Origin of the sequence: Tardiphaga alba (assembly GCF_018279705.1) — a bacterium.
GTDB lineage: Bacteria > Pseudomonadota > Alphaproteobacteria > Rhizobiales > Xanthobacteraceae > Tardiphaga > Tardiphaga alba.
The window spans coordinates 3,335,259-3,348,649 of the sequence record NZ_CP036498.1 but is presented as its reverse complement, the minus strand read 5'-3'; the positions used below and the strand labels follow the sequence as shown (position 1 = coordinate 3,348,649).

Here is a 13,391-nt window from a genome sequence, read left to right as displayed (position 1 = left end):
GGCCGCGGTTACGCCTGGGCAGCACGTATGACTGGCGCCACTTCGGTGCCGAGCAGTTCGATCGAGCGCTTCATGGCGGCCGTCTCGAGCGAGGCAGTGCTCATCTGGAAGGTGATGCGCGACACGCCGCCCAGTGCGTCATTGGCATGGCGCATCTTGGCTGCGACGGTGTTGGGGGCGCCAACGAGGAAAGCGCCTTCAGGCCCGGCCATGGCATCGAATTGCTGGCGCGACGGCGGCGACCAGCCGCGTTCGCGACCGATCTTCGCGGTCAGATGCGCCCAGCCGGGGAAGAAGGCGTCTCGGGCGGCGGCGTCCGTCTCGCCGACAAAGCCCATCGCATGCACGCCCACCTTGAGTTTGTCCGGGCTGTGCCCGGCTTTGCTACCGGCTTCGCGATAGAGATCGACGAGCGGGCGAAACCGCTCGAACGTTCCGCCGATGATGGCGACCATCAGCGGCAGGCCAAGAGTGCCGGCGCGGACGAAGGATTCCGGCGTGCCGCCGACGCCGATCCAGACCGGCAGTTTGGGCTGATGGGGCGGGGATAGACACCCTGGCCTTCAAGCGCTGCGCGGAAACGGCCCTTCCAGATCGGATGTTTGCTCGCGCCAAGCTTCAGGAACAGATCAAGCTTCTCCGCGAACAGTTCGTCATAGTCGCGGGGATCCATGCCGAATAGCGGATAGGCCTCGCCGAACGAGCCGCGGCCGACGACGAGTTCGGCGCGGCCCTTTGAAATCAGGTCAAGCGTCGCGAATTCCTGAAACACCCGCACAGGGTCGGCGGCGCTCAGCACGGTCACGGCGCTGGTCAGTCGGATCTGCTCGGTGCGCGCTGCCGCGGCGGCGAGAATGATGGCGGGCGCGGAATCGAGAAACTCGGCGCGGTGATGCTCGCCGATGCCGAACACGTCGAGCCCGGCACGGTCGGCGACTTCGACCTCGTCGAGGAGGTCGGCCATGCGGTCAGTCGCTGAGGGTAGTTGGCGGGTCGCGGGATCTGGGAGAATGGCGGCAAAACTGTCGATGCCGATTTCCATCACTATGTCTCCGGATTGACGTATCGATGTGGCTGATGCCGTCGGGTTAAATGAGAATAGACCGGGATGACGACGCAGGATGGCGCGTGCGTTGTTCTGCCGCACGCGCCATCCCAATCGTTGGTTCCGCTTCGGTCAGGTCTTGGGCACCGGCGTGTTGAGCAGTTGCTGCTCCCACAGGAAGGCAATGCCGCTGCCGCCTGCATGCTGCACGATGACTTCGGTGAGCTTGGCGGCACTGTCGGTCCTTGCCCAGTCGCGCTGCCATTCGGCTGCGACGACGAGCCAGGTCATCACATTAGCGCCGGCTGAAATCATGCGCTGGATGGCGACGTTATGCGCCTCGACAGACACGGCGCCCGATGCATCGGTGACGACGGTGACATCCCAGCCTTCGCCAAGCGCTTGAATCGCAGGCATTGCGACGCAGATCTCGGTCCACAGTCCGGCGATGATCAGCTGCTTGCGGCCGGTGGCCTTGACCGCATCCACAACCTTCGGATCTTCCCAGGTGTTGATGAAGGTGCGGTCGATCACCTCCTGACCAGGGAATACGTCGGTGATCTGCGGAAACAGGAGGCCGCCGCGCTCGGCGATCACCGAGGTCAGGATGGTGGGAACATTGAAGGCCTTCGCGGCCTTGGCCAACCCAGCCGTATTGTTGATCACCATCTGCGGCTCGTGGCTGTTCACGTTGGCAAGCTGGTAGGGCTGGTGGTCGATCAGAACGAGGACCGAGTCTTCGGGGCGAAGAAGCGATGCAAGGCCGTTACGAAAGGTCATGTATTCATCCTCTGCTGCCGGTGTGTGTAAGTTTGGTTGGCCGGAAGACATGCGCCGGCAGCGCGACGGAAACTGTCATTCCGGTTTCCTGTGCGGTAGGGCTCTCGGGTGCCAAGCTGTGTCGCAACATGGGGAACGCCGGATTGGATATCGAAGAGCTCAGGACATTCGTGGAAGTCGCCGACGCGGGCGGTGTGTCATCTGCCGCCCGCCGGCTCGGCGTTTCCAAGTCCATCGTCAGTCGGCAGCTTGCTCGGCTTGAAGCGGAACTCGGCGTTCAACTGCTTGCACGCAGCACGCGCGGTGCCGCGCTTACCGAAGCCGGCACCCTGTTTCGCGATCATGCCGCTCGCGCCTGCGCCGAGATCGACTCCGCGCGCGAACTGATCCTGCCGGATGGCGAATTGCGCGGCCGGTTACGCATCGCTGCGCCGCTGACTTTCGGCCCCACACATCTCGCGCCCGTGCTCGCGGAGATGGCGCAGAAACATCCGCAGCTCCACATGCACACCGTCTACAGCGATCGCTTCGTGGATCTCATCACCGAGGGGTTCGATTGCGCGATCCGTTTCGGCTATCTGCAGGACTCCAACCTGATTGCGCGCCACGTCGGACCTTTCCTTGGGAAGCTCGTCGCGAGTCCCGACTACATCAGGGCGCATGGATCTCCCGAGAAACCGGACGACCTGTCCGACCATCAGGCGCTCATGCAGGGCACGGAGGCCTGGCAGTTCACGGATGGCGACAAGATCGTGACGGTTCGCCCGCAGGGTCGTTTCAAGGCCGACAACGGGACCGCGCTGATGGCAGCGGCCCTGGCAGGCCTCGGCGTCGCATGGCTTCCCGATGCCATCACCGGCGAACATGTCGCCTCCGGTGCGCTTGTTCCGGTGATGACGCGCTATCCGCCGCCGCCGGCCGGGGTCTATGTCATCCGCCCGCCCAGCCAGCATCCGGCGCGAAAGGTGAGGGTGCTCACCGAGATGCTGATCGATTGCTTCGGCAAGGCGGCGCAAGGCCGTGCGGGTGTTGGTCGCTAGCGGCGTTGAAGATCAGCCAACGTCGTGTGTCATGCGGTGAACGAGCGCTTTGATGAAGGGGGCGGCAAAAACCACGATCGGCAGCATGATCAGCCAGGAGATCGACCAGGCCGACAGCCAATGCGCGAGAAATGACCGCTGCTGCCAGAATGGCACGCTGGCGACGGCCGCCGATATGCCACTGGTCAGACCAGACTGGATCACACCGAAGGTGAGGTGGCTGTAGCGTACGGGAATAAGCGTCATCTGGAGTCCTCTGATCGCTGAGGACAAAGCAACAAGCTTGCCAGATCTCCGGCCAGCGGCGTCATCGAATCAAAAAGCCCGCGGACATGCCGCGGGCTTTTTGATGTGTTCGGATCGCTGGAACGTCTAGTGGCGATCGGTGCTGACCACGCGCACTTCGCGGATATTGATGACCTTGGTCGCGGCGTTGCGCAGGCACGAGGCTTCGAAGTTCGGCCAGGCCTGTTCGGAACAGGCGCGACCGACTTGCTTGACGTCCAGGCGGTCGGCCTTGGCGAGCGCCACCGGAACCGACGCTTCGACCCGCGGTGCGAAGCCGGGGAGAACGGTGACGGCGGCGGCAATGAAAGCGGCAATCGCGATTGCGGAAAGAGCCTTGATCATGACGGTCCCTGTCATTTGGGGCATTTTGCCCCGGTTGTTTGTGGTCCCTGTGCCTGCCTGATTAATCAGGGCCGGTTTCGGGAGATTGTCGTGGCCGGGCAAACTGGTTTCATCCCGCCCGGCCTGTGTTTCATCCATCCGTCCGCGACGACACAATCCGCTGAAAAGCGTGTGTTTTCAGTGCCGTCCCAGATGCCCAATAGACGCGGTGACCGGCATTCCGGTTCGAACGAACGCAAAAAATATTGTGGCCGGGGCGGGGCGTCCCGAAGGGAACCAACGGCGCTTGCGGGGCTACCTTGGGCAGGCTAGGACGGGGGCATGACCCGTATCGCGCTCTATCCCGGATCGTTCGATCCCGTGACCAATGGCCACCTCGATGTGGTCCGCAACGCCGTCGGCCTCTGCGACAAGCTCGTCGTCGCCATCGGCGTCCATCCTGGCAAGAAGCCGCTGTTCACGACCGAAGAACGGCTGGCGATGGTGAAAGACGTGTTCGGCCCAGCGGCGAAAGCCGCCGGCTGCGACTTCGACTGCACGACCTATGACAACCTCACCATCACGGCCGCCGAAAAGATCGGCGCAACCATCATGATCCGCGGCCTGCGCGACGGTACCGATCTCGATTACGAGATGCAGATCGCCGGCATGAACCAGACCATGGCGCCGGATGTGAAGACCGTCTTCCTGCCGGCATCGGTCGGCGTCCGCCCGATCACCGCCACACTGGTCCGGCAGATCGCTGCCATGGGCGGCGATGTCTCGGCCTTCGTGCCGGAGGCTGTCGCCAACAGCCTGAAGACCAAATTCGCGACCTGAACTGAACGCCCTTTGGGCATTGCTGCATCCGGAGTTTCCATGATCCGTACCCTCGCCATCGCTGCCGTGCTACTATCGGCCGCTCCCGCTTTTGCGCAGGCGCCCGCTGCGCAGGCTCCAGCCGCAGCAGCGCTGCCGGCCGGCCTCGACAAGGCCAATGCCATCGTCATCGACAGCACCAAGGGTCGCATCGTCTTCAAGCTGCGTCCGGATATCGCCCCGCAGCATGCCGAGCGCATCAAGCTGCTGGCGCGCGAGGGCTATTACAACAATGTGCCGTTCCACCGCGTGATGGATGGCTTCATGGCCCAGACCGGCGACGGCAAGAATTTCAACGGCACCGGCGGCTCGAAATATCCCAACCTGAAGGCCGAGTTTTCGCAGGTGCCGTACAAGCGTGGCGTGGTCGGCATGGCACGCGCTGGCGATCCGGATTCGGCGAATTCGCAGTTCTTCATCATGTTCGCTGACGGCTCGTCGCTGAACGGCAAATACACCGTGGTCGGCGATGTCGTGCAGGGCATGGATGTGGTGGACAAGCTGAAGAAGGCACCTCCGGGCTCGGCGTCGGGCGCCGTCACCGATCCGGACAAGATGGTGAAAGTCCAGGTCGCCTCCGACATCAAGTAAGGCAGCGATGCTGCGGCGCGGACATATCGTCCTGCTCGCAGCATTGATGCTGATCGGGCCCGCTCGTGTGCATACTGCTCTCGCGCAGGAGGGGACGGTGAGTACGCTGGATGGGATGTTCGAAAAGCTGAAGGGATGCTGGCGCGGACCGGAATTGCCGCGCGGCCATCTCGGTATGCAGATCACTGTGCTGTTCAGCTTCAAACGCGACGGCGAACTTCTTGGCCGGCCGCGGATTACCTTTGAGACACCGGGTGCGTCCGATACCGACAGCATCGCCTACCGAACGGCGGTGATGGAGACTTTGCAACGGTGCTCACCGATGCCATTTAGCGGGGGACTAGGCGACGCTGTCGCTGGACGCCCGTTCCGAGTGCGGTTCGACGACCGCCGAAACCAACCCAAACCAGTCGAGAGAAAAGCATGGCTGTCACCGAAAATACTCTGATCCTCGAAACCACCCAGGGCAACGTCACCATCGAGATGCGCCCGGACCTGGCTCCCGGCCACGTCGCCCGCATCCAGGAACTGGTGCGCGAAGGCTTTTACGATGGCATCGTGTTCCATCGCGTCATCGACGGCTTCATGGCGCAGACCGGCTGCCCGCAGGGCACCGGCACCGGCGGCTCGGGCAAAAAGCTGAAGGCCGAATTCAACGCCGAACCGCATGTGCGCGGCACCACCTCGATGGCCCGCGCCGCCAGCCCGGATTCCGGCGACAGCCAGTTCTTCATCTGCTTCGACGATGCGTCGTTCCTGAACAAGCAGTACACCGTCTGGGGCAAGGTCACCGAAGGCATGGAGAATGTCGACAAGATCAAGCGCGGCGAACCCGTGCAGAACCCGGACAAGATCGTGAAGGCGTACATGGCTGCCGACAAGGCTGAGTAATCGACGCCTTCGTTTTTCCTGACGACGTCATGCCCGGGCCATACGCGAAGCGTTGCTTCGCTGGATGTCCCGGGCATCCACGTTTTATAGCCGTTGAGACCATGCGCACCGACCTGTTCGACTTCGAGCTTCCATCCGACAATATCGCGCTTCGCCCCGCGTCGCCGCGTGAGGCTGCGCGTCTTCTCGTGGTGCAGCCGGGATGTGGGGTGGAAGATCACACCGTCGGCGATCTGCCGGACTGGCTGAAGCCGGGCGATCAGCTCGTCGTCAACGACACCAAGGTGATTGCTGCATCGCTCACGGGCCGTCGCATCTCGCGCGAGACCGAACCGAAGATCGAGGCGACACTGATCAAGCGCGTCGATGGCTCGCGTTGGCAGGCTTTTGTGAAGCCCGCGAAGAAGCTCGCGCCCGGCGATATCGTGCGCTTCGGCAATGAAGGCCGCGTCTGCCTGCTCGGGCATCTCGACGCCACGGTGGAAGCCAAGGGTGAGGCGGGCGAGGTGACGTTTGCGTTCACCTTTCATGGCCCGGCACTGGATCAGGCCATCGCCGAACTCGGTGCGCCGCCGTTGCCGCCTTACATCGCGTCCAAGCGCGATGCCGACGAGCAGGACGCGGCGGACTATCAGACCATGTTTGCCGTCAATGAAGGCGCCGTTGCCGCGCCTACTGCCGGCTTGCATTTCACGCCCGCGCTGGAAGCGAAGCTGAAGGAACGCGGCGTCGGCTTGCATCGCGTGACGTTGCATGTGGGTGCGGGCACGTTTTTGCCCGTAAAGGTCGACGACACGACCGAACACAAGATGCATTCCGAGTGGGGATCGATCTCGCGCGAGACCGCCGATGCGTTGAATGCCGCACATGCTGCCGGTGGCCGCATCGTCGCTGTCGGCACGACGTCGATGCGCCTGCTCGAAAGCGCGACCGGTGAGGATGACGTCATCAAACCGTTTGCCGATGACACCGCGATCTTCATCACGCCGGGCTATCGTTTCCGTGCCGTCGATATCCTGCTCACCAACTTCCATCTGCCGCGTTCGACGCTGTTCATGCTGGTCTCGGCCTTTGCCGGGCTCGACACCATGAAAGCCGCTTACGCGCATGCCATTTCCACGGGCTACCGCTTCTACTCCTATGGCGATGCCAGCCTGCTGTTCCGTAACGAAAGCCCGCAATGACCGTCGCCAATCACTTTGAACTGCTCGGCTCGAATGGCGCCGCGCGCCTCGGTCGCCTGACCACGCCGCATGGTGTGGTGCGGACGCCGGCCTTCATGCCGGTGGGTACCATCGGCGCCATGAAGGGGCTGCACTGGCGTGAGGTGCGCGATGCCGGCGCGGATATCGTGCTGGGCAACACCTATCATTTGATGCTGCGGCCGGGCGCCGAGCGCATTGCGGCACTCGGTGGCCTGCAGAAGTTCACGACGTGGAATGGGCCGATGCTGACCGACAGCGGCGGCTTTCAGGTGATGTCGCTGGCGCAGCTGCGGAAGGTCACGGAGCAGGGAGTCACCTTCCGCTCGCATATCGACGGCGCGAAATATGAGCTGACGCCGGAGCGCGCGGTGGAGATTCAGCGGCTGCTGAATTCTGACATCGCCATGCAACTCGACGAATGCGTGCGGCTGCCGGCGGAGCCTGTCGAGATCGAGCGCGCCATGCAATTGTCGTTGCGCTGGGCCGAGCGCAGCAAGCGCGCCTTCGAGAGCGCGCCGGACGGCTATATGCTGTTCGGCATCGCACAGGGCGGTGACGTGCCGGCGCTGCGGCATGCGAGCGCGCGCGGGCTGATCGATATCGGTTTCCACGGCTATGCCATCGGTGGTCTCGCGGTTGGCGAGCCGCAAGAGGTCATGCTGGCGATGATCGAGGAAGTCGCGCCGATCCTGCCGACGGATCGGCCGCGCTATCTGATGGGCGTCGGTACGCCCGAGGATATTCTGGAAGCTGTCGCGCGCGGCGTCGATATGTTCGACTGCGTGATGCCGACCCGCAACGGTCGCCACGGCATGGCCTTCACGCGCCACGGCCAGATCAATATCCGCAATGCCCGGCATCAGGACGATCCGCGTCCGCTGGATGAAGAAAGCCCGTGGCCGGCGGCGCGTAACTATTCGCGCGCCTATCTGCACCATCTCGTGCGCGCCAACGAGACGCTGGGCGCGATGCTGCTGTCGGAGATCAATATCGCCTACTACCAGACCCTGATGCGGGGCATCCGCGCCGCGATCGAAGCCGGGACCTTCGAGGAATTTCGCGTCGCGACGAAAGAAGGCTGGGCGAAAGGCGATATCGCGCCGCGTTGAGGTGCTTCGCTCAACCCATCCTGCGAAACCGGTTACCCATGAACGCAAAACCCCGCCGGTCGCCCGGCGGGGTTTGTTGTTTGTCAGTGTCGCATCAGCCGGCGCTGGCCTGCTTCGCCGGTTCGTCGAACACGGCCACCTTCGGCGGCGTGCCCTGATATTTCTCCAGCTCGCAGCTGCCGGTCTGTCCTGAGGTGCCCTGTGCGAGCTTGGAGGTCGCCACGCTCGGCGTCAGGTTGTTGACGTCGCCGTAGCGACACAGCGTGCCAGCCTCGCGCGGGTTCTCCGGATCATACCAGCCGCCTTCGTCGATGCGGATCACGCCGGGGCGAATGTCCTTCGAGATCTTGATACCGACCAGGATTTGGCCACGATCGTTGAAGGCGCGGGCGACATCGCCGTCCTTCAGGCCGCGCTTGTCGGCATCGACCGGATTGATCCAGCAGGGCTCACGACCCGCGACTGCATACTTCTCCCGTAACGATGTGCCGCAGAGCTGCGAATGCAGGCGGTAGATCGGATGGTTCGACGCGATGTGCAGCGGATACTTCGTCGTCGGGCCGTCGAGGCGTTCGATCGGCTCCATCCAGGTCGGATGGGCCGGGCAGTCGTCATACTTCATCTTGGCGATCGCCTTGGAGAATATCTCGATCTTCCCCGAAGGCGTGCCCAGCGCGCTGAGCAGTGGATCGTTGCGGTATGCAGCATACGACACATAATCCCGTTGCGGCTTCTCGAGTGGGAAGGCTAGCGCGTCATTGCTGTTCCAGAATGCGTTGAACACCGGCAGTTCCTGGCCCTTGGAGCGGGCCGTCATGCGGGCCTTTTCGTAGAAGTTCCGGATCCAGTCCATCTCGGTCAGGCCTTCGGTGTACTGCTCCTTGAGCCCGAGCCGTTCGCAGATGCCTGCATAGATGTCGTAGTCCGAACGGGCCTCGAACAGCGGCTCCACGATCTTGCGCATCGGCACGATATGGCTGAGGGCGAAATCGCCGACCTGCTCGATGTCGTTGCGCTCATAGGAGGTGGTGACGGGCAGCACGATGTCGGCGTGGCGCGCCGTCGCTGTCCACTGGAAGTCGTTCACGACGAAGGTCTCGATCTTCCGCCAGGCCCGCAGCATCTCGTTGCGGTCCTGGTGATGCGCGAACGGATTGCCGCCGGCCCAGAACGCCATCTTGATGTCGGGATACTTCACCTTGCTGCCGTTGAAATCGATGGTCATGCCGGGATTGAGCAGCATTTCCACGATGCGCGAGACCGGGATCGAGACGCCGGCATCACCCATGCAGTAGGAGGTGGTGTTGCCCGGCGTGCAGCCCGGAGGCAGGTCGGCGAGCGAACGGCCGCGGCCGTCGGTCATGCCGGGGACGCTCGGCGAATTGTGCGAGGGCACGCCGGCATTGTAGTGATAGGAGAAGGCGAAGCCACCGCCGGGCAGGCCGATCTGGCCGAGCATGGCCGCCAGCGTCACCATCATCCATGGCGGCTGCTCGCCGTGATGCTGGCGCTGCGTCGACCAGCCCATGGAGAGCATGGTGCGGTTCTTGGCGAAGGTATGGGCAAGCTCGCGCAGCTTGTCCGCAGGCACGCCGCAGATCGCCGCTGCCCAGTCTGCTGTCTTCGCGACGCCGTCAGTTTCGCCGACGAGATATTTGCGGAAGTCCTCGAAGCCGGTGGCGTACTTCTTCAGGAACGCCTCGTCATGCAGCTTCTCGGAATAAAGGACATGGGCGATGCCGAGCATCATCGCCACGTCGGTCTGCGGCTTCACCGCGACCCATTCGCCGCCGAAATGCTGGCAGGTTTCGGTGCGGACGGGGTCGATGCAGATCAGCTTGACGCCGGCCTTCTTCACCTCGTCCAGATGCTTCATGTAGCCGTGATCGGGGACCATCCAGGCGATGTTGGAGGTGTTCATGGGGTTGCATCCCCACATCACCAGCACCTTGCAGTGCTTGGCCAGCATCTCATAGGTGGTGCACTGATCGACGACGCCGGCCGAGCCGATGACATGGGGCAGGATCACCGAGGCGGCGGCATTCGAATAGTTGCCGACCGAACTGACGAAGCCACCGGTGAGCTTCAGCATGCGCCACAGCAGCACGCGGCAGCTATGCACCTTGCCGACGCTCTTCCAGCCATAGGAACCGCCATAGATGGCGGTGTTGCCATGGGCCTTTCGGACCCGCTGCATCTCGGCCGCAACGAGGTCGAGCGCCTTGTCCCAACTGACGCGGACGAAATCGCCGGTGCCGCGTCCTTCGGGATCGGCACCCGGTCCTTTTTCGAGCCAGGCGCGGCGTACCATTGGATACTTGATGCGGGTCGGCGAGTAGATGGAGTCGCGCATGCCCTGGAGCATGACGCTTGGATGCTTGTCGCCTTCCCACGGGATGACTTCCTCGAAGCGGCCGTTCTTCACACGGGCGCGGAACACGCCCCAATGCGATGCTGAAAGCGGCAGCGTCTCCGGTGCTGCGGCCAGCGCGCCTCTGGTGAATAGGGGCGTGCCGCCGACGCCAAGCGCGGCCAGCGCAGCTGCGCTCTTGAGGAATGAGCGACGATCGAGATGCGAGGATGTGCGAACATTAGTGACGGGCATGATCTGCCTCCTGATAGGCATGGGGAGCGCGGTCGGCTGTCGGCCGGAGCAGCGACGCCGTTGCAACGAGGAACGCATCGAGCAGCGCGAAGAGGTGGCGATAGAAGCCGCAGTGAGGACTGGTCGTCACCGCGCCGCCGATTGAGGGTGTCCAGCGGCACAGCCGCGTGACGAGCCCATCGGCGATGTCGCGTTTGCCGAGGCGTAGCGCCTTGGCCAATGCGGCGAGTTCGATGGCGAGATGGTCCGGCGGCTCGCGGCAGGGATCGTCGAGGCGGATGTCGAGCGCGCGCAGGATTTCCTGCATCTCGACGAACGGCGCGCCAAACAAGCCAACTCCGTTGCCGCAATGACTACTCTCATAGAGCGAGATCGACTTCGGCCCGTTGATACCCTCGAACAGCAGCAGATAGTCGCGGGACAATCGGACTTCGGCCACCGCTGGCGCATCACCGGCCGCGGCGAGCAAGGCATGGGCTGCGGCTTCGCAGTCCAGCGCGTCGCCAAGGCTGCGGACAAAGTGCCGGCCTTCGGCGGTTTGCAATTGCTTGACGTCGCAGGCCTGCATCGGTGCCAGCAGGCGGTGGGCGAACCAGTCGGCGAGGAGGGCAGAGGCATCGACCTCCGCCCTCGCGGGACAGGCAGCAAGGCTGCCGGCGCCGCGGGTTTGGGCGGTCATCGGCATCAGTGATGTCCCCCCATGTCCTTCGCGTGGTTCTGTACATAAGCGAGGAGCAGGCGGTACTCATCATTGCTGAGCGACGTGTAGCGCCGCATTGCGCCGAGTGTGCCGATCCACTGATTGGCCGTAAAATGCTCCGGCGTATTCAGCGAGTGGCAAGTTGAACAACTGCTCGACAGCAGGTTCGATGAGAACTGCCACAGATTTTCCTGCTTCACGTTGAGGCCGGCGCTGTCGATCCAGATGCTTGCCTTCACCTGGGCCCAGCGGGCGCCAGAGTCCTTGTCGGTTTCGAACGCACCCCGCTCGACCTTGGCGATGGCATCCTCGTCGAGGACGGCGGCCACGATGCGCTTGCCGCGCGCGGCATAGACAACCGAGGTGACGCCTTCCGGCTGCCAGCCGTCGAGACGGACCTTGATCCGATCGCCCTGGCGTTCTTCAACCATGAGCTTGGCGGCGCCGAGCAGCTTGCCGCTGCTCTTGGTGGCATCCCTCATCGCGGCCTGGTCGAGATAAAGCGGCTTGGTCGCCGTGGTGAACAGCACCGGAGATTTCGCGATGTCGGCAGCAGTCGATGTCGGCAGCGGCACCTCGTTCTTCTGTACGGGGATCGTGACGACCTTCGCCGTGTAGTTCGGCGATGGCTGGCCCGGTGCGGGATTATCGACACCTGGCAGCGTCTTCAGATAGGCCGCAATGGCCTTGAGATCACGGTCCGGAAGCTGCTTGGTGTTGGCGATGACCTCGGCCATGTCGCCGCCCGCCGTCTTGCCGAGTGGGCTGATGCCGGTCTTCAGGTACGAGACGATAGATGCCTCGGCCCAGAAGTTGATGCCGGTGTCATGCTGGCTGATATTGGGGAAGAATGATTTGCCATCGGGCGCCTGTCCGCCGCCATAGCGCTTGGCATCGGCAATCACGCCCATGAAGTTGCGCGGCGAGTGACACTCGGCACAGTGGCCCGCGCCTTCCACCAGATAGCGGCCGCGCGCGACGAGGTCGGCCTGCGAAAGCGGGGCTCCCGTCTTGCCGGCCTGTGCCGCGTTGTCGTCGAGCGGCTTGCCGTCGAGGAAGGCAAGACGCCAGACGCCGATGCCGCGGCGGATATTGTAGGGAAACTTCAGCTCGTGGTCGGGTACCTTCCCGGCGACGGCCGGCAGGGTCTTCATGAAGGCAAACATGTCGCGCACGTCATTGGCGCTCAGGCGCTGATAGGACGTGTAGGGGAAGGACGGATAGAGGTTCTGCCCATCCGGCAGGAATTTTGCGGGACCGACGCCTTCGCGCACCGCGCGCGTGAATTGTGCGAGGGTCCAGCCGCCGATGCCGTCCTTCGGATCGGACGAGATGTTCGGCATGCGAAACTTGCCGAACTCGGTATCGAGAACCCGGCCACCGCCGAGCTTGAGATGGTCCGGCTGGTTCGGTGTGGCGTGACATGTCGCGCAATCGCTCGCGACGAACACGTCGCGGCCGTTCTTGAGATCGGCCGGTCCGCTATCGGCGACGTCGCGCGACGGATGGATGAGCGACCACGCCCACGGAGATGTGAGAGTGAAAAAGCCTGCAACGCCGAGGAGAGCCGTTATGGCAATTCCCTTCGTCAGCAGAGCTTTCCTGGTCTTGCGAGGTCCTGACACTGTCGATCCTTTCTCGCGACATATTCGCGGCAAGGTTGTGTTTTGGCGGTGCTGGGCCGTTGATCAGGAAATGCGGCGTTGCACTCCAACCGATCGTGCATGCGAACTGGGACGCGATTTTACGAATCAGGTCAGTGGCTTGCGCGACGGTGGTGCTATGGTGTGGTAATGGTGCTTGTATCGCATTGCGGCACATCAATGTCGAAAGGGCGAGCGCTTTGGTAGGAATTTAAGTAGATCTACAACTTTCGCGTGCGTTGCGTCAGGTGAGATACGTGGCGTCGCCAAGGATTTCGCACCGGCTGATCGCGT

Annotated in this window: 13 protein-coding genes and 1 pseudogene; 7 read left to right on the top strand and 7 right to left on the bottom strand. The window is 63.1% G+C overall.

From position 1 onward, the window contains the following. Nucleotides 1-8: 8 nt before the first annotated feature. Together RPMA_RS15770 and RPMA_RS15765 are read right to left on the bottom strand one after the other, a co-directional pair. Nucleotides 9-1,042 (bottom strand): annotated as a pseudogene (locus RPMA_RS15770) (LLM class flavin-dependent oxidoreductase). Between the two features lie 135 nt (nt 1,043-1,177). Next, a complete protein-coding gene (locus RPMA_RS15765) occupies nt 1,178-1,825 on the bottom strand; it encodes a hydrolase (protein ID WP_211908522.1) in 648 nt (215 codons plus the stop codon). A gap of 143 nt (nt 1,826-1,968) precedes the next feature. Between RPMA_RS15765 and RPMA_RS15760 the strand changes: the two genes are divergently transcribed. Then, entirely contained in the window at nt 1,969-2,865 is an 897-nt protein-coding gene (locus RPMA_RS15760) for a LysR family transcriptional regulator (protein ID WP_211908520.1), read from the top strand. A 12-nt stretch (nt 2,866-2,877) separates the two neighbouring features. On the opposite strand, the gene RPMA_RS15755 is transcribed toward RPMA_RS15760, so the two are convergent. Together RPMA_RS15755 and RPMA_RS15750 are read right to left on the bottom strand one after the other, a co-directional pair. After that, nucleotides 2,878-3,111: a DUF2798 domain-containing protein gene (locus RPMA_RS15755; RefSeq protein ID WP_211908518.1), complete on the bottom strand. Its 234-nt coding sequence runs from the start codon at nt 3,109-3,111 to the stop codon at nt 2,878-2,880. 126 nt (nt 3,112-3,237) lie between these two features. Continuing rightward, complete coding sequence (locus tag RPMA_RS15750; RefSeq protein WP_211913683.1) at nt 3,238-3,495, bottom strand: hypothetical protein; 258 nt, start codon at nt 3,493-3,495, stop codon at nt 3,238-3,240. A gap of 321 nt (nt 3,496-3,816) precedes the next feature. Between RPMA_RS15750 and coaD the strand changes: the two genes are divergently transcribed. The 6 genes from coaD to tgt all read left to right on the top strand — a co-directional run bounded on the left by coaD (nt 3,817) and on the right by tgt (nt 8,149). Then, on the top strand, nt 3,817-4,314 hold the full coding sequence (coaD, locus tag RPMA_RS15745) for a pantetheine-phosphate adenylyltransferase (protein WP_211908516.1): 498 nt from the start codon (nt 3,817-3,819) through the stop codon (nt 4,312-4,314). A 39-nt stretch (nt 4,315-4,353) separates the two neighbouring features. Then, nucleotides 4,354-4,944 carry a peptidylprolyl isomerase gene (locus tag RPMA_RS15740; RefSeq protein ID WP_211908514.1) on the top strand — a complete coding sequence of 197 codons (591 nt, stop codon included), beginning with the start codon at nt 4,354-4,356 and terminating at the stop codon, nt 4,942-4,944. A 97-nt stretch (nt 4,945-5,041) separates the two neighbouring features. Continuing rightward, the gene (locus RPMA_RS15735) at nt 5,042-5,392 is read left to right on the top strand and encodes a hypothetical protein (RefSeq protein WP_249225215.1); all 351 of its coding nucleotides are present in this window, start codon (nt 5,042-5,044) and stop codon (nt 5,390-5,392) included. Continuing rightward, a complete protein-coding gene (locus RPMA_RS15730; RefSeq protein WP_211908510.1) occupies nt 5,368-5,835 on the top strand; it encodes a peptidylprolyl isomerase in 468 nt (155 codons plus the stop codon). Before RPMA_RS15735 ends, RPMA_RS15730 begins: the two co-directional genes overlap by 25 nt. 101 nt (nt 5,836-5,936) lie before the next feature. Continuing rightward, nucleotides 5,937-7,019 (top strand): tRNA preQ1(34) S-adenosylmethionine ribosyltransferase-isomerase QueA, encoded by a 1,083-nt coding sequence (gene queA, locus RPMA_RS15725; RefSeq protein ID WP_211908508.1) that lies wholly within the window; start codon nt 5,937-5,939, stop codon nt 7,017-7,019. Beyond that, nucleotides 7,016-8,149 carry a tRNA guanosine(34) transglycosylase Tgt gene (gene tgt / locus RPMA_RS15720; protein WP_211908506.1) on the top strand — a complete coding sequence of 378 codons (1,134 nt, stop codon included), beginning with the start codon at nt 7,016-7,018 and terminating at the stop codon, nt 8,147-8,149. The genes queA and tgt overlap by 4 nt, the downstream gene beginning before the upstream one ends. Before the next feature lie 94 nt (nt 8,150-8,243). Here the strand turns inward: tgt and torA are convergent, their stop codons facing one another. From torA to RPMA_RS15705, 3 genes are read right to left on the bottom strand one after another with little or no spacing between them, the layout of a single operon-like run. Beyond that, nucleotides 8,244-10,754 carry a trimethylamine-N-oxide reductase TorA gene (gene torA / locus RPMA_RS15715; protein WP_211908504.1) on the bottom strand — a complete coding sequence of 837 codons (2,511 nt, stop codon included), beginning with the start codon at nt 10,752-10,754 and terminating at the stop codon, nt 8,244-8,246. Further along, entirely contained in the window at nt 10,741-11,439 is a 699-nt protein-coding gene (locus RPMA_RS15710; RefSeq protein WP_211908502.1) for a molecular chaperone TorD family protein, read from the bottom strand. Before RPMA_RS15710 ends, torA begins: the two co-directional genes overlap by 14 nt. Then, nucleotides 11,439-13,079, bottom strand: a complete 1,641-nt coding sequence (locus tag RPMA_RS15705; protein ID WP_211908500.1) for a c-type cytochrome — start codon at nt 13,077-13,079, stop codon at nt 11,439-11,441. Before RPMA_RS15705 ends, RPMA_RS15710 begins: the two co-directional genes overlap by 1 nt. Nucleotides 13,080-13,391 lie beyond the last annotated feature (312 nt).